Below are 19,499 nucleotides of genomic sequence, written 5' to 3' on the forward strand. Positions count from 1 at the left end.
AGAATTACCCGACATGCAGAGCGACAACCGCATTTTCGACGACTTCGTGAAAGTCCTGAACGGCGCGGCCGGTACGATGGCCGGCATGGGCCGCGAGGCGGGCGAAAGCGCGCGCGAGCATCTGAAGTCCTGGGTCGGCGGCATGGACTTCGTGTCGCGCGCGGAATTCGACGCGGTAAAGGCGATGGCGGCCGCCGCGCGTGACGAGAACGATGCGCTCAAGGCGCGGCTGGATGCGCTGGAGGCGAAGCTCGCCGGATCCGGATCGGCAACCGCGACCGGTGCGACGGCCCCGACATCGGACATCCCCCTCGCCTGACAGTCGGGCGGCCAAGCGCCACTTCTCCACAGCATTCCACCGTCCGCGCGCTTGTGCGTTGCGGCGAAGATTGGCATTTTCGCACGCGATGACGATGGAAGACCTGGAAAACGATCGCGACGATGCGGCGCCGATCGACATGCTGGAACGCTATTACAGCGCGCACGGCTGGTCGTTCGAGCGGGACGACGACGAGATCGTCGCGAAGGTGAAGGGCAGCTGGACCGAATATGAGCTGCGCGCGATCTGGCGCGAGGACGATTCGGTGCTGCAGTTCCTGGCCTTCCCCGACGTGCGCGTCGCCGACCATGCCCGCGCGTCGATGTACGAGGCGATCGGGCTGGTCAACGAACAGCTCTGGATCGGCCATTTCGAGCTGTGGTCGTCGAGCGGCATCCTGCTCTATCGCCACGCCGCGGTGATGACCGGCGACGATGGCCCGCAGCTCAGTCTCGACGGCGCAGAGTTGATGGTCGAGAGCGCGATCGACGAATGCGAGCGCTTCTACCCCGTGTTCCAGTTCGTGCTGTGGGGCGGCAAGACGCCCAAGGACGCGCTGGCCGCCGCGCTGATCGAGACGCAGGGCGAAGCGTGAGCGGGCCCGTCTCTGGGCGGTTCTGGCTGGTCGGCGCCGGCAACATGGGCGGCGCGATGCTGGAGCGGTGGCTTGCCGGCGGCGTGCTCAGCCCCGACCAGCTGCTGGTGATCGATCCGGGCGCGCAGGACCTGCCGCCCGGCGTGCGTCGCGTGGACACCGCCCCGGCAGACGAGACGCCCGACGTGCTGCTGCTCGCGATCAAGCCGCAGCTGCTCGACACCGTCGCGCCGTCGCTGTCGCACTGCCGACCGCCGTTATTGGTGTCGATCCTGGCCGGGGTGGAGGCGAACACGATCGCCGCGCGCATCCCGGCGTCGACCATCGTCCGCGCGATGCCCAACCTGCCGGTGTCGCTGGGGCAGGGCGTGGTCGCGCTGCATGGCGACGCTGCCGACACGACCGCGCGTGCGACGGCGGAGGCGCTGATGGCGCCGCTCGGTCTCGTCGAGTGGCTGGACGACGAGGCGCTGTTCCACGCCGTCACCGCGCTGTCGGGATCGGGACCGGGTTTCGTCTATCGCTTCATCGCCGCACTGGCGGAGGGCGGCGCGGCGCTTGGCCTGCCTGCCGATCAGGCGCAGCGCTTCGCGGTGGCAACCGTCGAGGGGGCGGCAGCGCTTGCCCGCGCGTCGGGCACGGCCCCCGATGCGCTGGCCGACCGTGTCGCAAGTCCCGGCGGCACGACCCGTGCGGGCTTGGATGTGCTCGACGCGGGTGACGCGATGCGCCGGCTGGTCGCCGCTACGCTGACCGCGGCGGCCCGCCGCAGCGAGGAACTGGCGGACGTGGCGCGGCGCTGAATTGGATCAGCGCCCCAGCCCCGCGACCCGCGGGCGTTCGGACGCGGGGATCAGCCCCTCCAGCACCGCCCAGAACCCGCCGACCGCGGTCTGCCCGGCACTCGAATAGGCCGCCGCCAGCCGGGCGCTGAGCGTCCCGTACAATTGCCGCTCCAGCATAACGCCCTCGCTCGTCAGCTTCAGCAGCCGTTGCCGCCGGTCGCGGTCGCCGGTGCGCGTCTCGACCAGTCCGCGGGCGGTCAACTCGGTCAGCACCCGGTTCAGCGCCTGCTTGGTGATCGCCAGCAACTGCAACAGCTCGCCGACCGCCAGATCGGGCTTGCGCGCGATGAAGTACAGCGCGCGGTGATGCGCGCGGCCAAGCCCCTGCTCGGCAAGGCCCCCGTCGATCGCGCGGGTCAGGTGGCTGTATCCGAAATACATCAATTCGATGCCGCGCCGGATTTCCGGCTCGGTCAGGAACAGCGGGGAAGCGCGCGATGCGTCGGGAAGTGGGCCAGCCATGTTGACCTGTTCTGCCACCCCCGATACGCCCCCGGCAAGCGCCGAAGCGGGCGTGACCGACTGGAGATGCGTGCGCCATGACCGCCTTTGCGTTCGAACCGAACCCGACGCCGATGAGCGTCAACGAACGCCGGGGCCTGCTCGCCGACCCCGGGTTCGGGCGGATCTTCACCGATCACATGGCGACGGTGCGCTATTCGGCCGACAAGGGCTGGCACGACCCGAAGATCGTCGCGCGCAGGGCCCTGACCGTCGATCCGGCGACCGCGGTGCTCCACTACGCGCAGGAAATCTTCGAAGGGCTGAAGGCCTATGCCCTCGACGACGGCGGCATCGCGATGTTCCGCCCCGATGCCAACGCCCGCCGCTTCCAGGCATCCGCGCGCCGCATGGCGATGGCCGAACTTCCGCAAGACCTGTTCGTCGAATCGTGCAGGCAGCTGGTGCTGACCGACCGCGACTGGATTCCGAACGTCGATGGCGGCGCGCTGTACCTGCGCCCGTTCATGATCGCGTCGGAAGTCTTCCTGGGCGTGAAGCCGGCCAGCGAATATCTCTACTGCGTGCTCGCCTCGTCGGTCGGTGCCTATTGGAAGGGCGGCGCGCGCGCGATCTCGCTGTGGGTCAGCCACGACTATACCCGCGCCGCGCCCGGCGGCACCGGTGAGGCGAAGTGCGGCGGCAACTATGCCACCAGCCTGGTCGCGCAGCAGGACGCGATCGCGCGCGGCCATGACCAGGTCGTCTTCCTCGACGCGGTCGAGCGCCGCTGGATCGAGGAACTGGGCGGCATGAACATCTTCTTCGTCATGGCCGACGGCTCGCTGGTCACCCCGCCGCTGGGCGGCACGATCCTGCCCGGCATCACCCGCGCCTCGCTGATCCAGCTCGCCCGCGACGAAGGCCTGAGCGTGCGCGAGGAGCTCTATGCGATTGAGCAATGGCGCTCGGATGCGACAAGCGGCGCGCTCGCCGAAAGCTTCGCCTGCGGGACGGCGGCGGTCGTGACCCCGATCGGCCGCGTCGCAGGCCCCGGCTACGACTTCACGATCGGCAGCGGCGGCACCGGCCAGACGACCGCGCGCCTGCTTGCACGCCTGAGCGACCTCCAACGCGGCCGCGCACCCGACCCCCACGGCTGGCTCCAGCGCATCGCTTGATAAGCGGGCTTCCCAACCCCGGCGCGCACGCTATAAGCCCGCCACTCTGCTGGGGCGTCGCCAAGCGGTAAGGCACCGGTTTTTGGTACCGGCATTCGTAGGTTCGAATCCTGCCGCCCCAGCCAATTCGCACCTAAGGACTTGATCTCGCTGGCTTCTCGCTCGTGAGACGGAACGATTGTGCCATCGACTGTGCCAATCGTCTGTCCGGAAGGTCGGATGTTCCGTGGCCTCGGTCCAGCATGTCTATCGCCGCGGCGCCATTTTCTGGTGGCGGCGCTGTCTCCCTTTGTTCTCGTTCAAGAAACTTGATATACGTTTATCCCTGCGCACGGCCGATCGGCAGGTGGCGCGGGAACGAGGCGCCGCGCTGACCGCTGCGACGCGGGAGGTGGTAAGAATGTTGGAGCAGCGCGTGAGGGCGGCCGACGCGCGTCCGACCGAGGACGAACTCCAGGCAATCGCACGGCAGGCGTATGCGGAGAAGCTGGCGCAATTCTGCGATGATCAGAGAGCTTACCCGCATCATGCGGTCGATCACGAGCGCGCCAACCGAACGTGGGCCGACTACTACGACCGGCTCGTCCGCAACGGCGGCCATGCAGCAATGCTGGATGGCGAGGAACAGGCGTGGCGGATGATGGGCTGGGATGCGCAGCGCGTGGCCAACCTGCGCCTCGCGATCGCGCACGTCGAAGAGGGAAATCCGCCGATCTCACGGCGCTTCGTCGATTATTACCTTCGCGAATTCGGATACGAGCCGCATGATGGCCTGCGCCGCATGGTCGAGCGGGCACTCCATCCGGCCTATCGCGACGCTTGTCTTGAGGCCGAGCGACGCCGACGGAGCGCGATCGAGCCGGCATCGGCATCGCCTTACGCGGAGCCTGCTCAGGCCAGTGCGACCGCCACGGCAGGAGACCGATCATCGGCCGACCAAGGTGCGTATTTCAGCGACTTTATCGAGGCGGCGATCGCCGCCTTGGTCGCCAATGAACGATGGGATGGAAAATCTGGACGTCAGGCGCGCAGTACCATCGCCCTGTTCGAACTGCTGATCGGTCGCAAGAGGCTGGGGGCTTATCATCAGGACGATCTGACCGCGTTTATGAAAAAGCTCCGGTTCGTGCCCAAGCAGTACGACATGACGAGGGCCGAAAGCCGTGAAAGCATCCTCAACCGTGTGGCAGCGGGGGAGGCGGCGGCGGAGAAGGCTGATGGCAAACCCATTGTCGGCGAACGCTCAAATCGGACGCGAAACCGACACCTATCGAGCCTTGCGGCGATCGTTCGCTGGGGCATTACCAACAAGAAGGGCAAGCCTGACATCACGTTCGACAAGCAGTTCGCGATCGTATCCAAGCGCAAGCGCGCTCGATCGGAACGTCCGGCGACCTCCAAAGACGATGTGGCAACGCTATTCGCCATGCCGACGTGGACGGGCTCGCGGCCTCATCGCGGCGGCACTGGCGCTGCTATCTTGAGAGCACGCGTTACGCCTGGTGATGCGATCGTCCATGATGCGTTCTATTGGGTGCCGCTTCTCCTCTTTTATACCGGTGCCCGGCGGGAGGAAATCTGTAAGTTGTGCCCGGGTGACGTGAAGCTGGAACTCATTCCGCATATCTTCATCGACTTCACGGATTTCGGTTGCATCAAGAACGACCAATCGGTTCGCCCTGTGCCATTGCATCGCGAATTGGTTCGTCTGGGTTTCCTTCAGTTCGTTGAGGAATGCCGGAAGCGGGAATATCCGGTCCTTTTTCCCGAGCTGACGCCGACCAACGACGTGCAGAAGTTCGGCGACATCTATTACAAGAACGTATGGGCCAATCTGAAGCGGGCTGCAAAACTCGCTGACGATGCGACAAATCACGGTATGCGGCATCGTTTTTCGACGGACCTGAAGGCGAAGAAGGTCTTCAGTGAGTTCCGCCGCGACGTGATGGGACAGGGCGGCCTCGACATCAACGAGGAACGGTATAGCGATACGGCGGCGATGGAGATCCTGAAGGGGATTATCGAGGAATTGCCATCCGTCACGGACGCACTCCAACCGGGCAAGGCGATCGTGCCGCCTAGGGTAATCCGCCGCCCGAAGCCGAGCATGCGTCGCAAGTAAGGCCGTAACCTTGCGGTTGGAAATTGACGGCGCGAGTGTGCGCGTTAGGCATCCGTATGGCTTTCGGCGTCTTCATCCACCGGTCGGACTCAATCTACGATGACACGCCGGCCGAGCGCTATCAGTTCCCGCCTCAATATCTCAGCCGGGTCCGCGCCTGCATCGGCGACTGGATCGTCTATTACGAGCCGCGCAAGGTGCACGGCACACGCGGGTATTTCGCCGTGGCAAAGGTCCAGCAGGTGATTGCCGACCCCAGCGCTCCCGGCATGTACCTCGCGCTGATCGAACCCGGCAGTTACCTCGACTTCTCGAACCCGGTTCCCTTCGCCGACGGTGATGGGGCCGTGATCGAACGCGGCGTCCTGAACGAAGCTGGTCGTATCTCGGGTCGGGCCCAGGCGGCTGTGCGAGGGCTGTCCGCCTCCGACTTCTCCCGCATCGTCGGCCTTGGCCTGGCGGAGGAAAATCCGCTGTTGCCGCGGGTCGGCGCCTCCGAAGCGCCGTCGGCAGTCCGAGAGGAGCGAGTGCCCTTCGGATTCGACGAGACGCGCGAGCGTGTAAGCATGCTCGTTTCCCGCGTCGTGCGTGACCGTGTTTTCCGCCGCATCGTGCTGCGCGCATATGACGAGCGATGCGCGGTCACGGGGCTCAAGCTAATCAATGGCGGCGGGCGGGCCGAGGTCGAGGCCGCGCACATTCGGCCGGTCGAGGCGGACGGGCCGGATATCGTGAGCAATGGCCTGGCTCTTTCCGGTACGGCGCATTGGATGTTCGATCGCGGGCTCATCAGCCTGGCCCACGACGCCAGCATCCTCGTCTCGCGCCAGGCGAACGATCCGGACAGCATCCGCTCGGTCATCAACCCGAGCGGGCGAGCGATCTTGCCAGGCCGCCCCGGCGACCGGCCGCATCCGCACTTCCTGCGCTGGCACCGGGAGCACTGCTTCAAGCTGTAAAGGTGCTGGCGACCGGAAATTCGGAAGGAAGGTCGGTTCAGCAGCCGACGATGCGTTGGCGCGACCAAGGGGGAGGAAATTTAGGCGCAACAGCGCAATTTGGCGGGGGCGCCCAATTGCGGTGCGCCGCCGGTGCCTGATCGGCCGCGGCGGGTCCTCCAACCTGGCGGTTTCCGGAAGGCGGTTCGTCGGGGGGATTGTGCGATTTGCTGGGCCCGTCGACAATCAGAAGCATGTCATCGTCCGGGTCCATCGGTGAAGAGCCTGCGGTGTTCGCGCACCATGTGCGTGCGCTGCTCGCCCGGCAGCGGCGCGAGGACGAGGAAGCGATCGCCGGGTCCCTGAAGCGGACAGGCTTCCGCGCGCAGGGCGACGATCGCGAGACCCGAGGGCCGCCGCGTCGCGCGTCCACGTCCGGCCGCGAGCGGACGGTGGACTTTCACGCCGCCAGCCCGCTGACCCGCCGCGACCGGCAGACGGGCGGGTTCCGGGTGCCACACTTCGACGTGAAGGCGGTTATGGCGATCCACCCGCCGTCCCGAAACGGCGTCGCCCATCCGCGCTGCGGCGGCGGGGGCATGAGCGCGGTGGCGCACTTCGACTATGTGACCGATGGCGCGCGGATCGGGCTGGCGACGCATATCGACTATATCCGGCGGGAAACCGGCGTCGTCGATCCGGCGGGCGAGATGCTGCTCGACATGCTGGACGAGCAGGAGATGCGGGGGGATCTGAACCAGCTTGCCTGCTACACCAACATTCCCGGCGGCTGGGACCGGGCACGCAGCCTGTTCGAGGCGGCCGAGCGCGCCGCACCGCCGCCGAAGTCGCATCTGCTGCAGGCTTCGACCGCGCAGGTCACCAGCTTCGAGTATCAACTGAAGTTCGGCGGTGCCCCGACCTGGTTCCGCGAGATGACCCGGCGATTGCGGGCGGAAGCGGAGGAAGTCGAGCGGGAGGCGATCGAGCGTGGACGGCCCGCGCGGCATCGCACGGTCACCATCGCCGAGGTGTCTGGCAAGGAAGCCTATGAGCGCCTCGACTGGTTCGAACACAGGAGGTTCGCTGGCGATCTCGTCTCGTGGAAGCAGGGCCGGACCCAGCGGTCGCAGCACCGGTTCGTCGGCGAACTGCCCGATGGTCTTTCGGCGGTCGATCGCCATGAGATCCTGTCGCGGTTCTGCGGCATGTTGGCGGATGATGGCTGGATGGTGGTCGGCGCGATCCACCAACCCGACCGTCACAACGACCGCCGCAACTTCCACATCCATGTCGATGGCGTCGATCGCCCGGCCGAGTGGCTCGATGATTTTGGCTGCTGGGATTTCGAACATACCGCGCGCCGAAACGGAAAGGTCACGCATCCGGATCGCCAGAAGAAGGTCCGCTATCCAACGCCGCCCGCCGGCCTTCTGCGTGACCGGTTCATCACGATCGTCAATGAGGTGATCGGCGATCGGCCGGACGTCGTGCGGTATCTGCACGGCACCTATGCCGACAACGGCATCGGGCTGACCCCGCTCGAGCATATGGGCAACCGGGCTCGAAGCACGCGGGATCGAGACGGAGGTGGGATCGCGCAACGCCCGGAGGATCCTCGCCGATGAGGCCGCGGCTTGCGAGAAGCGTGCGAACGAGGCGGAGGCGGCGCTCGCCGGCGAACTCGCACTGATCCGTACCATCGTGGCGAACGATCTCGCCGTCATGGCCGCGGTCGAACGCTACGAACGACTAGAACGGCGTCTGATCCGGCGGCGGCTTCAGCGCGAATTGGCCGACGTCGTTATCACGATGGCGCGGTCGCGGGCGGAGACGGTGGTGCATACGCTGACCCCGACGCCGGGGCGCCCTGTGACACCGCGCAAGGGAGACGACCAACTGCTCGCCGATGCTCGGGCGCACCTTGCATGGGTCGAGCGGAACAGCCCTACGCCGGACGAGCGGGAAGCGGCGCGACGGGTGGAGGAGGCGCTCGCTGCAAGAGCAGCGGACCAGTGGGCCATCGTGCAAGCGGCAACTTCACGGCTTGGGCAAGCGCCGGCCATGGACGCGCTCGTCTACGTTCCGCGCCAACAGGCGCCTGCGGCGGCGGGCACGGCGTCGCGGTTCGATGACCAGAAGCGGGATCGACTGCGCGCCTGGCTGCGCAAACACGCCGCTGATGGGGATCTGCTGATTTTCGATAACGGCGAAGCGCGGCTCGGCCGCAGCGTTCCAAGGACGATCGACACGCTGATGCGGCAGTTTGCCCATGAACTGAGCTTCCAGCGATTGCTGCTGGCGGAGCGGCACCGGCGGGCTGATCGCGAGATGCTGTCGGGCTTTGCTCCGTCGAAGGAGACGCCAAGCACGTCTTCCGATTCAGGCAAGCCGCGCCGGATCACGCATCCGTCACCGTCAAGCGCCCCGTTCACCACGACGGTTCAAACCCTGCCGATCCCAGAACCGGGCGAGGCGGAGTTCTCGTCCATGGTCATGGGCACGACTTCTGTTACGCCCCGCGCGCCGCGCACGGTCGCGCCACGCGCGCATATCTCGACACGGCAGGTGAATCGGAAACCTGACATTTCCGGATCGCCGGCTGGCAAGCGGTCGAACCGGGTCGCACCGAGCGGGCCGGATCGGGTCGGCTCTACCGCGCTGAAGGACACTTCTACCGACCGCGCCGCACTCACGTCGGAGACGGCCGAGAAGTCGAAGGTCAGTATCTTTGATCAGGCATCGTCGTTGCCGACGACGGGCGAGAAGAGAGTGGCGCCCAAGGGGCCGGCAAGCTCTGCGCCACCGGTCAGCCTGCCCACGAAGGGCCCCGAGCGCTAGCCCGTCGCGCGCATCTGGGAAGACCCGCCGGGGCTGGCGGAAGGAAGATTGGGAAGCGCCTGCGGCTGTGCCGTGAAGGCGAAAATGAAGGTGCGGAAGGGTGGCGTGCAGCCCGCCACCTCCCGCATAATCCCAAGGACTTCCATGTATATCATGACCAAAGAGCGGGCGCTGGCGCAGATGCGCGCGCTGACCGCGACCCAGGCGCTCGCCACGCTGGTGGGCTGGCAATCCGACCCGGCGACTCGGCTGCTGCTGCGCTCGCCGTTCAGCGACTGGTTTTATGCTGCCACCCCCGACCTGCTGCTGGTCCCGTCGATCGAGCCGTCGCGCGGGGATCTCCGGACGGTCGATAGGGGCATGCGTGAGGCGCGTTGCGACGCACTCGTCGTCAAGGCGTCGAGTGAGGGCCGGCGCACCCTCTATATCGCTTACGGCCAGTGGGGGCGGCAGGAGAACGTCTGGTGCCATGGCCGGCGGCTCTGGCTGTCGCCGCATGGCAAGGCGTGGCTGGTCCCCGACCCGCACGACAGCGAGGATCCGCACCTGTCGATGCAGTTGACCGCGCGCCGGCTGCTGGTGGCGTCGCATCCGCCCGCGCGGGACGACCAGGAGGCGATCGACGGCCTCGACCGAGCCGACGCCTTCCTTGCGCAGCTGTGGGGGGACCGCTGATGCCCGCGCTGCCGTGGATCAGCCCGGCAGATGCCGATGACATGCTGTTCGACGATCCGTTGGGATCGTCGCCCAACTTCGGTTTCGCGCTGCTGCGGCCGAAGGCGAAGGGCAAGCGCAACACCACCGCCGACCTCGCCCGGGCCAAGCTCCAGCCGAGCAGGCCGGACGACGCGGCCTGGGGGCCGGACGGGCTGTGGCCGATCACCTGCACGACCAGCCGGCTGGTGCCCGCGCCCGGTGTGGCCATCGAGCCGGATGCGCTGGAGGGCGTGTTCGAAGGCTATGACGCCAGGGTCAAGCCGCACCAAAAACTGCTGGCCACGGTCCTGACCATGCGTTTCGATCACGGCTGGCAGGCCACCGACATCCTGTCGCTCGTCGGCATGTACGCGCTGCAGCACCTCGCGCTCGAACGCCGGCTGACCAGCCTTACCGTCGTCCATATGCCGGGTGACGAACTTTCGGCGCGCCGCCCGCACGTCCACTGCGTGGTGCTGGCGCGGGTCCACCGCGCCAGCGGATGGGGGGAGCTGCACCGCGATCTCGTCGCCAAGGACGCGCAGGCCGCCTTCGATTCGGAATGGTCAGCTTTTCGGGACGAATGGGCGCCGCGCTTCGCGCCCGGCTGAGCAGGCCGCCGAGCATCCGCGACAGGCGTCGCGGGTGCCTCCGGCCAAGGCGGGCGGTGCCCGCCTGAAGGGGAATGAACCGATGGAATGTCCCCGATGGTGGGGACGAAATCGGGAAGAACCAGATGACCAACACCGCCGCCGCCCGCGCTCACCTCGCCGCCGTTTCCACGATGCTCTTGGGCAACCGCACGTCCGACCATCGGCCGCATTGCTTGCCGGTGAGCGCCTCGATCAGCTCGCGCGGCTCCGACTGGGGCAGATGGCCTGCGACGCGCAGGCCGACCTCGTCCACCTCACCTTCGAGGAGCAGGCGGGCGAAACCGTGATGACCGACATTTCGATCTTCGTGCCGCGCGACCGGATCTGCTTCTCACACCCTGGCTGCAAGCTGTGGCTGTCGAAGACCGGGTCGCGCGGGCTGCTGCTGCCGCAGCCGCATGTCCGCGGCAGCTTCCGCCTCGCGCCGGGGCGAAATCATCCACGTGCCCTTCAAGCCCACCGACGCCGACGCCGAGCAGGGCATCGCCCGCGCCGAGGCGCGCCTGCGCCGGCTGGTCGAGCGCGGTGTCAATGTCGCGGGCCGCGTCGTCATCAACGACTGGCCGATCTGGTAGTGAGGCGAGCCCGTGCGAGCGGGCCAGCCAATACCCCTCCGCGATCTCCGCCCAGCGTGCCCGCTGCTCGGTCGAGCTACCGAATGCCACCAGCATCAACGAATGGGGCGTGTGCTGCGACCGGCCGCGGATGTCGGCGAAACGCACCCGGCCCCGCAGGAGGATGATGTCGGCCTCGACGGTCAACGTTTCGTGGAACCAGCGGGAGTCGGTGCGCGCGGGGACGAGGCAGACGACGCTGCCGACATTCCCGCACGACCATTGGTCATGCGCGCGTTTCAGCCAGCGCAGCGTTTCGCTGAAAGGAGGATTGACGAAGGCGAGCCCGCCCGACCAGTCGTCGACGAACCCGTCGCCGCCTTCTTCGAGCAGGATGCGGCGCTTCGCGACCACCGGGCTCAGCTCATGACCGCACGGGTCAAGGTCGATCGCGCCGAACGCATGGTGGACCTTCGCCAGGAACTCTGGCGGGGTGAAGCGGACGTCACGGTCGGCCTTGTCGCCTTCGCCCTAATGAGCGCGCTCCATGGCGCGGCGCCGGGCTTTCGGCGCCAGCACGGTCAGCAGGCGGAGCAGGCTGGCAACCGACCCGCCGCCGCGCTCGAGGCTGGCAAGCGTCGTGCGCGATATCCCCGCGCGTGACGCCGCCTTCTCCACCGTCCAGCCACGCCGGAGCCGGCTGGCGCGCAGTTTTGCACCAAGGGTGTCGCCCGACCCGAGACCGGTCAGCCGGAAGTTGGTCGCGGTCATCACCGCGACAAGGGTCTCGACCAAACCGACGCCCCGCTCGAGCCGCTTGATCTTCTGGAGCGGCACGCCGATGCGCGCCGCGAGCGCGGATTGCGACACGCCCGACGACTTGCGCGCTTCGATGAGCGCCGCGACCAACATCAGATACCAAAAGGGTTCATATTCTGGTCGATATGAGCGGCCGTATGTGCCGGGTCAATACTTAGTGAAATTGTCAGTCCATCAGCGTGATTACTTGCGTCAATCCGCTTAGATATGTCGTAAAATCCCGACAAAAGTAAACATTGCTTTACTATGTCAGGAACAGCCGACATCGTGTCGCGAAGATTTGCGTTGCCGACAGGCAGGCAGATGGCTTAACCTGCCCCCGCTCACCAGCAGGTGGGCCGAGGCGTGGAAACCTCGTCAAAGAGAGCCGTAGACCCGGTCCGAACCAGTTTCGGCCGGGAGGCGGACGCGTATGTCCAGGGCCTTCGGGCCTAAAGGCGTTCGCGCCTGTCTCTTTGCAGGTTTCCAACTTCCGGCTTTCGGGCCGGCACCGCCTCGTAAACTGGGGCGGTGCCGCCGGCTGGAGAAGCCACTCGGCACCGACGCGAACGGGGGTTCGGGCGTTGGGTGTTGAGCGACGGAAGTGCGGAAACCGCGCACGCGTAAAGAACATATCGGTGATCTCGGCGGGCCTGCTACTGGCCGCCTGTGGTGGCGGTGGTGGCGTAAACTCGGGCGGGTCAACCGCACCGCCGACAGTGACTCCGGCCCCGACGCCGGCACCCAGCCCGGCTCCCTCGCCGACGTCGTCGGCGGATAGCACCGAATACAGGGCATCGGGCGCCGTGATCATCGCCAAGGCCGCCTACGCCTATGACCGGGGCATCTCCGGCAAGGGTGTGACGATCGCGGTGCTCGACACCGGCATCAACCGCGCGACGCCAGAGTTTGCCGGGCGTATCTCGGCCGACAGCACCGGCTTCGAACAACGCGTCGCGCGCTGCGGGAGCTGCCCGGCGGAGACGCTCGCGCCCTATGCGATCGATGACAAGCAGGGCCACGGCACGACCGTCGCCTCGGTCGCGCTGGCTGCGCGTAACGGATCGGGGCCGCAGGGCGTCGCGCCCGAGGCGACGCTGCTCGCGCTGAAGATCGTCGGGGCCGACCTCTCGGGCCAGACCGCCGGCAGCACCGGACCGATCCCGGAGAGCGGAAGCGCGAACGCGATGCTGATCGCGCCCGCAATCCGCTATGCGGTCGAGAAAGGCGCGTTCGTCAGCGTGTTGTCGCTCAACGGCTTCGGCACGGGGCAGCTGGCGCAGGACCAGCGCGCCGCGATGGACCAGGTACGCCTCGCCGACCGGCTGCTAGTCAATTCGGTCGACAATGCGACAGGCCAGGACAGCTTCACCGGCCAGTTCGCGGAGAACTTCGTCGGCAGCGACCGCGCCAACAAGGACTGGTTCCTGTTCGCGATCGGGGTCGACCAGAACGGCAATCCGCGCAGTGCCAACGGGAATGCCGGCCCGCTCGCCGACCGGATGCTCGCGGCCGGCGGCAACAACGTCCAGGTCGTCGACAAGGACGGCAATGTCGTCACGGTCACCGGCAACAGCTTCGCCGCACCCGCGGTCGCCGGGGCGGCAGCGCTGCTCAAGCAATATTGGCCGCAGCTCGGCGGCAAGGCGATCAGCCGCATCCTGCTCGACACCGCCACCGACGCCGGTGGGCCCGGCGTGGATGCCGTGTTCGGCGCGGGCATCCTCAACGTTGAGAAGGCAATGCAGGCGCAGGCGCCCGCCTCGTCCTTCGCCGCCGCCGATGCGGTGCTGACCCGCTTCTCGTCGCTGACGACCTCCGCGCCGTTCGGTGGATCGGCCGCGGCGGCGACGGTGATGGGTCAGGTCGGCGGCATGACGGTGTTCGACCGCTATGGCCGCGACTATGGGATGACGGGTTCGACCGGTGCGCGGGCTCGCGGGTCCGGTCTGCTCGCCGGGGTGATGCTCGCGCCGACCGACACGCCATGGCGTGCTGCGCAGGCCAACGCCGCGCGCTTCGGCTTCGCGACCAACGTCGGCGCCTATTCAGGGGTTCGTCCCGCCGTGCCGGCCGTCATGTCCTTCGCGCCTGCCGTCGGGCAGCAGGTCACCCTCGGCACCAACGTCGCGATCGGCAACGGCAGCGGGCTGGCGGGTTCGCCGCTGCGCGGCATCACGTCGATGCCCATCGGCAGCATGTCGGCATGGTCCGGCGGGGGCTGGTCGGCGTCCTTTTCGAGTGGGACGTCCCGAGACGGGCGTCTTCGGCAACAGGTCATCGGCTTCGCCATGCCGCTGGGCGTCGGGCTTGAATTGTCCGACCTCGCCGAACGCGGTCAGGTGCTCGGCATGCGCGGCGACGCAACTCTCGGCCTGACCGGTGCGCGGACCACGCTTGCCACGCTGACCTACCGCCAGACGCTGGCCGGCGTCGACCTGACCGCGCGGGCGACCGCCTCCTCGACACGGACGTCGGGGGGCTCGGACTTGCTGCGCTTCGGCGGGCCGTTGATCGGCAGCGCCTTCGCGGTGGAAGGCGCGCGCGGCCTGTTCGGCGGACGCGCGACGCTCGGTCTGTCCTCGCCGCTTCGGGTCGAGCGCGCCCGTGCGATGCTTCTGGCGCCGGTGTCGTTCGACCTCGTCAGCGGCGCGCTCGCGACCCGCACCGTCGTGGTCGATTTCGCCCCGGATGCCCGCGAGCTGGACCTCGAACTGGGTTGGGCGACCGCACTGTCGCGCACGTCATCGCTGCGGTTCGGCGTTGCGCGTGCCTTCGATGCGGGCCACGTCGCGGGCGCGTCCGACACCGCCGGCTTCGTCACCATCGCCATCCGCTGAACGACACGAGGAGCAGGAACCATGAAGAAGACGCTCGCCGCCGCGGCCATCGTGCTCACCGCCGCACCAATGTCAGGATCCGGGGCTGCCGCGACACCGCAGGCCGCCAGCGGCGTGGAAATGGCGGCGTTTCCGCTCGACGTCGCCGGGGTCAGGCTCGGCATGTCGGCGAGCGAGGCACGCGCCGCGCTGGTGAAGGCCGGCTATGCGATGCCCGCGACCAATGGCGTGAGCTACGGACCGAGCTTGGCGGCCCGCGTCCGCGCAGAGGCGGCACGGCGGCGCACCGGTTCCGCCACGTCGCCGGCGATGAGCGACCGGGTGATGACGCAACTTCAAGGCGTCGGCCCGAACCGCGCGAGCATCACCGTCGGCCTGACCGCCACGCCCGCCGGCGGTTCGACCGTCACCAGCGTCTTTCTGACGATGCCGCAGGAGGTCATGAAGGGTGACGCCTTCCTGCGCCAGGTCGTCGCCAAATACGGCAAGCCCGATGGCAGCCGGGATCAAGGCATGACGCCCGCCTGGTGCAGCGCGCCGCTGAAGTCCGTCTGCGGCACGAGCACGCCGTTCCAGCGTCGGCCCGAAGCACTCCCGAACCTGAAGGCCTCGGTGGTCTACAACGACAACACGATCCGGCTGCAGGACGGCGCCGAGCAGGACCGTGAGCGTGAACGTACCTTCGCCGCCACCGTCGATGGCGCCGCGCCGAAGACCGACCGCGCGGCCTTCTGAGGGCGCGCGGTCATGATTGCCGTCATCGGAGCCGTCGCGATACTGATGCTGGTCGGCGTGCTCGACGCCACCGGCTTCTTCCGCGCGCTGCCGCTGATCCTGCTGCTGGGCGCGCTATCGTTCGTCGCCGCGATGATCGCGAAGGTGAACCTCGGCCCTGCGTGGACGGCGTGGGCCGGCCTCGGCGTCCCGGCCGCACTGTTGCTCTGGGCGGCATGGCGGCCGGGATCGTCGCGCGCTAAGCTGTGGATCATGAGTGGCGCGTCGTTCGCGATGAACAGCCTCAAGTGGCTCGCGCTGATCGCCGGCGGGCTGACGCTGCCGGCGAACGGCTTCCACCTCGACGTGTGGCTGACGCGCGGCTGGCCGTGGGCGGCTCTGGCAGTCGTCGCTTGGGCTGTGCAGGTGTTGGTGGACCGGGTGACGATCCGGTCAATCGCGAAGGAGCCGGGCGCTGCCGAACGGATGAAAGCGCTATAGATCGAAGATGTTGGACCGGGTCGGAATTCAGGAAGAATAGCTATGTCGATAATCATCGCGACACTGTTGCTGACAGCGGCAGACCCATGCTCCGGCTCGACAACCCGCGACGTCGAGCAATGTCTCGCCGTCAATCTCGCTCGTGCGGACGCCGTGCTCAACCGCTATTACACCGCAGCCGTCGCGCGGCTCACCCGCGACCAGGAACTGACGGCGCTTGCCAAGCTTCGCACGTCCGAACGGGAGTGGATCGCCTATCGCGATACCGAATGCGACGCCGTCTATGAGAACTGGAAGGGTGGAACGATCCGTGGCGCCGTGTCGCTTAGCTGTCGAACCGCTCTGACGAAGGCCCGGACGATGGCGATCTGGCAAAACTGGCTGACCTACGCCGACACCACTCCGCCGATCCTGCCGAAGCCGCAGGGCGAACGCTAATCACCTATACGACTGGTGGTTGTCGGGTTTGGTGGAAAGCGGACATTGCGGCCTTTCCTCGCTGCGAATAGCAGTCGGCCATGGCTGAGGAGCAGGCGATGTCCGGCAAAGCCATTTACGAGGTGTTCTTCGAGCACGGGGAGGTGCGACCAGATTTCAAGAAAGAGTATATCTCGCTGTGGCCGGGGTGGCTGGGTAAAGAGCGGCTTCACCTGTTGGATGAGGTGAGCGAAGACGAATGGCTGAGGTTCAACCGAATGCTGTTGGCTGCCTTCGGAGCCTTCCGCATGGGGGTAGTCGATCATTCACACGAGACGGTCAATTTTCCTCCGCGTCCTGAGCCGCTCTTAAGCGACCATCAGGGATCCATGGAAAAGGACGCGAGCCAGTTTTCTCAGTTCGTCATCCCAGCATTGGAATGTGTGATCACAGAAGAATGGGATTACACCTACATTCTTTGGCACCGAGACATAGGCGCGTTGGAAGCGATTAAGCCGCTCCTCTCGGGGGCGAGGCTCCAACACTTTTCTGATTAGCGCCTGCACCGGATGCAAGCTCCGACCGCGCTCTCGAACGTCCGCAAGTGGGCGTTTGCGGTCGTCCATCCGATCACCGGACCGAACGTCGCTTTGGGAGTGGAAAGCTGTCGTTAGCTTCGGGTGCGAGCAAGGCGCGCCTTTATCTCATTCGTGAGGTCAGGATCGTCTTGGTGCTGCAACAAGGCAGCTCGCGCGGCGGGCCTTTTTGACCGCATCAGATTGCTGACGAGAAATACTCGGCTGCCGCCGATGGAAGGATCAGAGAGCAGATCAATCAACGTCTCAAGGTCGCCCGGCTGCGCCATGTCGGAAATTGCTACCATCACGCCCACGGCAGCCCGCTCTTTGAGAGCATGAGTTTTGATGAGGTTGATGAGCGTATCCCACACTATGGGCCGCGCTGTTTTGCGCCCGAAGGCGCGGCCAATCCATTCGAGAAGCCACGGGGGGTTAGGCTTGGTTAGATGGTCCAGTAGGACCGGGTATATGCGCGGGTCTGGGTCGGGAATACTGCACAATTCCCCCACCCAAGCCACGATGACACCAGCCGACGACAGGTCGCTCAAGAGCGGTTGTTGTTCCCGCCTCCGTAGTTCGGCAACCTCGGCAAGCTCGCGATCTCTTGCGCTGCGAATGGCCCGATAAGCAGGGTCAGCGTCTAGCTGCCTCATCGCCTCGTGAAGTGTCATACCGCCACGTTTGGTCCGCATGCTGCCGATATGACCCTTTGGCTCAATGTCCGCAAATGGGCGATAGCGGTCCGTCCGCTTTCGGCGTAATCGATCTGTGTCAGAACGACCGGGATTGGTGGAAACCAGCCTGTCCGGTTTGGAGCGACCGTCGCCGTGAATACCCATTCGTTCAGGCGGTGAGGCAGGAGCTAAATTTCTTGGTTCCTAGATGCGGTGGCCGGCCGAAGCTAAAATGAGGTACTTGCAGGTGCCGCGACCGGAGGGTTGCGCTCCGCGAAGTCGCTGATCGACGCCTTACCGGTAACGCGTCCGCCGAGCACATCAGTCATGACGCGCTCGAATGCGTCGACGACCCCGGCCGGCGTCTCGGTCAGCGTGTACTCGAACAGCAGAGCATCGTGCATTGGGATGACTACTCTCAGGTCGTCCATGGCGGCGACCGCCAACAGTGCACGCTTGAAGATCAGCGACGCTGTCCCTTGGACCACCTGACTGACCGCCGATCGCTGCTCCTTGCTAGTGAGTTGGCCACTCCCGCTCCGTCGATAGTGGTTGCCGAGGATGGTGGTCACGCGCCCAGTGCGTTGAAAATCGGCCCAGATGGACTTCTTCCAGTCCTCGTACCGCTGGAAGAGCCGGAATGCCGCCTTCGCCTTTGGTCGGTCTACACCGAGCGAGGACGCCGCGTCGACCAGGGCCTTCCGGCTCATCCCGTACGCGTAGGACAGGAAGAGTTGCTTTGCGGCTTTGCGGTTGTCGACGAGACCGAGATGCGTGTTAGCGAACAAGTCGTACATGTCGCCCGCGGCGTAAAGCTGCTTGAGTTCCTCGTCGCCGGAGAGCGCGGCCATGATGCCGACTTCGAACTGGTCGAAGTCGACATAGCTCAGTTTGGCGCCCTCGTGCGGACCGATGATGGACCTGTATCGCTTCGGGATGTTCTGGAGGCTAGGGCTGCGCAGCTGAACACGTGAGGTGCGCGAGCCGAAGACGTCGGCGACCGGACGCGTGACGTCGCTGGACAGGGTGAGCGAACCGAGCACGCGACGCGCGGTGTCGAGCGCGAGCAGCGCCATGGTGTCCCCACCGAGATCGCTGTGGTGCGGCACGAACTCGAGAAGATACTCGACCGAGACCTCGTCCAGGTCGAAGCCCTCGCGCAGCAGCTTTCCTTCTATGGAACGCCTGCTCGGCGTTTCGAGCGGCATGTCGTGCTTGGCGGAGTAATCCTTCAGCGAAAGGAAATACTCGTGCTCCGCCTGCGCCCGCTTTTCCGAAAGTCCCGCGGCGTCGATCGAGATGCCCGCCGACATCGCGAGCTGGAGCACGCGGTAAATGGGCACTTCGATGCTGAAGAAACGCTCGAGCTCGCCTTCGGCGGTCGCCCTCTCGCAGAGGTTGATATACATCGCCGCCATCGCCGTAGCAGCCTTGGCCGCGACGCCCTCCTCGAACGGGACGCCCTTGTTGAACATCTTTTGGTAGGTGTCGCAAACTTCCTGCTCCGCGCCGTACTTGCCAAGCTGCGTCGTGATGTCGCGCTTCTCGCGGGCGAGGCGGTCTTCGGGGATGCCGCTGGTGGAGATACGGAGCTCATCCAGATCGACGATCGCGTCCGGTAGCGTTCCGGTCTTGTCAAACAGCGCGTCGCGTATCATCCAAAAGTCATGGCAGACGACGACGCCCGCGAAGCCGACGACGCCTTCGGCATCAGTTTCCTCGAGCCGGCCGTCCCGGAACCAATAGAAGGCGTCTGCGCCCCTTCCGGTGAAGTCCTTGATGAACAGCATCA

At 66.2% G+C, this 19,499-nt stretch carries 20 protein-coding genes, 1 tRNA gene and 1 pseudogene; 16 read left to right on the forward strand and 6 right to left on the reverse strand.

What is annotated here, in order from left to right; translation table 11 throughout:
- The first annotated feature begins 13 nt into the window (after positions 1 to 13).
- The 3 genes from ASE86_RS03305 to proC all read left to right on the forward strand — a co-directional run bounded on the left by ASE86_RS03305 (position 14) and on the right by proC (position 1,717).
- Positions 14 to 319, forward strand: coding sequence for an accessory factor UbiK family protein (locus ASE86_RS03305; protein WP_056422294.1), 306 nt, complete (start codon positions 14 to 16; stop codon positions 317 to 319).
- 88 nt (positions 320 to 407) lie between these two features.
- Positions 408 to 914: a YbjN domain-containing protein gene (locus ASE86_RS03310; protein ID WP_056422296.1), complete on the forward strand. Its 507-nt coding sequence runs from the start codon at positions 408 to 410 to the stop codon at positions 912 to 914.
- Positions 911 to 1,717, forward strand: a complete 807-nt coding sequence (gene proC, locus ASE86_RS03315; RefSeq protein ID WP_268795303.1) for a pyrroline-5-carboxylate reductase — start codon at positions 911 to 913, stop codon at positions 1,715 to 1,717. Before ASE86_RS03310 ends, proC begins: the two co-directional genes overlap by 4 nt.
- 6 nt (positions 1,718 to 1,723) lie before the next feature.
- Here proC and ASE86_RS03320 read toward each other — a convergent pair whose 3' ends face one another.
- Positions 1,724 to 2,221, reverse strand: coding sequence for a MarR family winged helix-turn-helix transcriptional regulator (locus ASE86_RS03320; RefSeq protein WP_056426541.1), 498 nt, complete (start codon positions 2,219 to 2,221; stop codon positions 1,724 to 1,726).
- Positions 2,222 to 2,298: 77 nt separating this feature from the next.
- On the opposite strand from ASE86_RS03320, the gene ASE86_RS03325 reads away from it, so the two are divergent.
- The 8 genes from ASE86_RS03325 (at position 2,299) to ASE86_RS03365 (ending at position 10,589) form a co-directional block, all read left to right on the forward strand.
- Entirely contained in the window at positions 2,299 to 3,381 is a 1,083-nt protein-coding gene (locus tag ASE86_RS03325) for a branched-chain amino acid aminotransferase (protein ID WP_056422299.1), read from the forward strand.
- 50 nt (positions 3,382 to 3,431) lie between these two features.
- Positions 3,432 to 3,506, forward strand: a tRNA-Gln gene (locus tag ASE86_RS03330).
- 101 nt (positions 3,507 to 3,607) lie between these two features.
- Positions 3,608 to 5,503: a DUF6538 domain-containing protein gene (locus ASE86_RS03335; RefSeq protein WP_156347008.1), complete on the forward strand. Its 1,896-nt coding sequence runs from the start codon at positions 3,608 to 3,610 to the stop codon at positions 5,501 to 5,503.
- A 56-nt stretch (positions 5,504 to 5,559) separates the two neighbouring features.
- On the forward strand, positions 5,560 to 6,462 hold the full coding sequence (locus tag ASE86_RS03340) for an HNH endonuclease (RefSeq protein WP_056422306.1): 903 nt from the start codon (positions 5,560 to 5,562) through the stop codon (positions 6,460 to 6,462).
- A 233-nt stretch (positions 6,463 to 6,695) separates the two neighbouring features.
- Positions 6,696 to 8,069 (forward strand): MobA/MobL family protein, encoded by a 1,374-nt coding sequence (locus ASE86_RS03345; protein WP_156347009.1) that lies wholly within the window; start codon positions 6,696 to 6,698, stop codon positions 8,067 to 8,069.
- The gene (locus tag ASE86_RS03350) at positions 8,032 to 9,282 is read left to right on the forward strand and encodes a hypothetical protein (RefSeq protein WP_056422312.1); all 1,251 of its coding nucleotides are present in this window, start codon (positions 8,032 to 8,034) and stop codon (positions 9,280 to 9,282) included. Before ASE86_RS03345 ends, ASE86_RS03350 begins: the two co-directional genes overlap by 38 nt.
- 144 nt (positions 9,283 to 9,426) lie before the next feature.
- Positions 9,427 to 9,957 (forward strand): hypothetical protein, encoded by a 531-nt coding sequence (locus ASE86_RS03360; RefSeq protein WP_156347010.1) that lies wholly within the window; start codon positions 9,427 to 9,429, stop codon positions 9,955 to 9,957.
- Positions 9,957 to 10,589: a hypothetical protein gene (locus ASE86_RS03365; protein ID WP_056422321.1), complete on the forward strand. Its 633-nt coding sequence runs from the start codon at positions 9,957 to 9,959 to the stop codon at positions 10,587 to 10,589. The genes ASE86_RS03360 and ASE86_RS03365 overlap by 1 nt, the downstream gene beginning before the upstream one ends.
- 151 nt (positions 10,590 to 10,740) lie before the next feature.
- Here the strand turns inward: ASE86_RS03365 and ASE86_RS15870 are convergent, their stop codons facing one another.
- From ASE86_RS15870 to ASE86_RS03370, 3 genes and pseudogenes are all read right to left on the reverse strand, one after another.
- A complete protein-coding gene (locus ASE86_RS15870) occupies positions 10,741 to 10,884 on the reverse strand; it encodes a hypothetical protein (protein ID WP_156347011.1) in 144 nt (47 codons plus the stop codon).
- A 1-nt stretch (position 10,885) separates the two neighbouring features.
- Positions 10,886 to 11,692, reverse strand: a pseudogene (locus ASE86_RS15610) (DNA N-6-adenine-methyltransferase); the annotation flags it as partial.
- A 24-nt stretch (positions 11,693 to 11,716) separates the two neighbouring features.
- Positions 11,717 to 12,097: a helix-turn-helix domain-containing protein gene (locus ASE86_RS03370; RefSeq protein WP_056422323.1), complete on the reverse strand. Its 381-nt coding sequence runs from the start codon at positions 12,095 to 12,097 to the stop codon at positions 11,717 to 11,719.
- A 692-nt stretch (positions 12,098 to 12,789) separates the two neighbouring features.
- On the opposite strand from ASE86_RS03370, the gene ASE86_RS03375 reads away from it, so the two are divergent.
- From ASE86_RS03375 to ASE86_RS03395, 5 genes are all read left to right on the forward strand, one after another.
- Positions 12,790 to 14,823 (forward strand): S8 family serine peptidase, encoded by a 2,034-nt coding sequence (locus tag ASE86_RS03375; RefSeq protein ID WP_056422326.1) that lies wholly within the window; start codon positions 12,790 to 12,792, stop codon positions 14,821 to 14,823.
- A gap of 21 nt (positions 14,824 to 14,844) precedes the next feature.
- Entirely contained in the window at positions 14,845 to 15,558 is a 714-nt protein-coding gene (locus tag ASE86_RS03380) for a hypothetical protein (protein WP_056422329.1), read from the forward strand.
- A gap of 12 nt (positions 15,559 to 15,570) precedes the next feature.
- Complete coding sequence (locus ASE86_RS03385; RefSeq protein ID WP_056422332.1) at positions 15,571 to 16,038, forward strand: hypothetical protein; 468 nt, start codon at positions 15,571 to 15,573, stop codon at positions 16,036 to 16,038.
- Positions 16,039 to 16,080: 42 nt separating this feature from the next.
- The gene (locus tag ASE86_RS03390; RefSeq protein ID WP_056422335.1) at positions 16,081 to 16,476 is read left to right on the forward strand and encodes a lysozyme inhibitor LprI family protein; all 396 of its coding nucleotides are present in this window, start codon (positions 16,081 to 16,083) and stop codon (positions 16,474 to 16,476) included.
- An 80-nt stretch (positions 16,477 to 16,556) separates the two neighbouring features.
- Positions 16,557 to 17,012, forward strand: a complete 456-nt coding sequence (locus ASE86_RS03395; RefSeq protein WP_056422338.1) for a hypothetical protein — start codon at positions 16,557 to 16,559, stop codon at positions 17,010 to 17,012.
- Between the two features lie 113 nt (positions 17,013 to 17,125).
- Here ASE86_RS03395 and ASE86_RS03400 read toward each other — a convergent pair whose 3' ends face one another.
- Together ASE86_RS03400 and ASE86_RS03405 are read right to left on the reverse strand one after the other, a co-directional pair.
- Positions 17,126 to 17,725 carry a hypothetical protein gene (locus ASE86_RS03400; protein ID WP_056422341.1) on the reverse strand — a complete coding sequence of 200 codons (600 nt, stop codon included), beginning with the start codon at positions 17,723 to 17,725 and terminating at the stop codon, positions 17,126 to 17,128.
- Positions 17,726 to 17,934: 209 nt separating this feature from the next.
- Positions 17,935 to 19,497 (reverse strand): DNA polymerase, encoded by a 1,563-nt coding sequence (locus tag ASE86_RS03405; protein ID WP_235523975.1) that lies wholly within the window; start codon positions 19,495 to 19,497, stop codon positions 17,935 to 17,937.
- Positions 19,498 to 19,499: the final 2 nt, after the last annotated feature.

The sequence above is a fragment of the Sphingomonas sp. Leaf33 genome, assembly GCF_001421785.1.
Lineage (GTDB): Bacteria > Pseudomonadota > Alphaproteobacteria > Sphingomonadales > Sphingomonadaceae > Sphingomonas.

Coding starts and splice junctions, on each gene's coding strand:
- ASE86_RS03305 (WP_056422294.1), top strand. CDS start 14: ATGCAGAGCGACAACCGCATTTTCGACGACTTCGTGAAAGTCCTGAAC.
- ASE86_RS03310 (WP_056422296.1), top strand. CDS start 408: ATGACGATGGAAGACCTGGAAAACGATCGCGACGATGCGGCGCCGATC.
- ASE86_RS03320 (WP_056426541.1), bottom strand. CDS start 2,221: ATGGCTGGCCCACTTCCCGACGCATCGCGCGCTTCCCCGCTGTTCCTG.
- ASE86_RS03325 (WP_056422299.1), top strand. CDS start 2,299: ATGACCGCCTTTGCGTTCGAACCGAACCCGACGCCGATGAGCGTCAAC.
- ASE86_RS03340 (WP_056422306.1), top strand. CDS start 5,560: ATGGCTTTCGGCGTCTTCATCCACCGGTCGGACTCAATCTACGATGAC.
- ASE86_RS03345 (WP_156347009.1), top strand. CDS start 6,696: ATGTCATCGTCCGGGTCCATCGGTGAAGAGCCTGCGGTGTTCGCGCAC.
- ASE86_RS03360 (WP_156347010.1), top strand. CDS start 9,427: ATGTATATCATGACCAAAGAGCGGGCGCTGGCGCAGATGCGCGCGCTG.
- ASE86_RS03365 (WP_056422321.1), top strand. CDS start 9,957: ATGCCCGCGCTGCCGTGGATCAGCCCGGCAGATGCCGATGACATGCTG.
- ASE86_RS03370 (WP_056422323.1), bottom strand. CDS start 12,097: ATGTTGGTCGCGGCGCTCATCGAAGCGCGCAAGTCGTCGGGCGTGTCG.
- ASE86_RS03380 (WP_056422329.1), top strand. CDS start 14,845: ATGAAGAAGACGCTCGCCGCCGCGGCCATCGTGCTCACCGCCGCACCA.
- ASE86_RS03385 (WP_056422332.1), top strand. CDS start 15,571: ATGATTGCCGTCATCGGAGCCGTCGCGATACTGATGCTGGTCGGCGTG.
- ASE86_RS03390 (WP_056422335.1), top strand. CDS start 16,081: ATGTCGATAATCATCGCGACACTGTTGCTGACAGCGGCAGACCCATGC.
- ASE86_RS03395 (WP_056422338.1), top strand. CDS start 16,557: ATGGCTGAGGAGCAGGCGATGTCCGGCAAAGCCATTTACGAGGTGTTC.
- ASE86_RS03400 (WP_056422341.1), bottom strand. CDS start 17,725: ATGCGGACCAAACGTGGCGGTATGACACTTCACGAGGCGATGAGGCAG.
- ASE86_RS03405 (WP_235523975.1), bottom strand. CDS start 19,497: ATGCTGTTCATCAAGGACTTCACCGGAAGGGGCGCAGACGCCTTCTAT.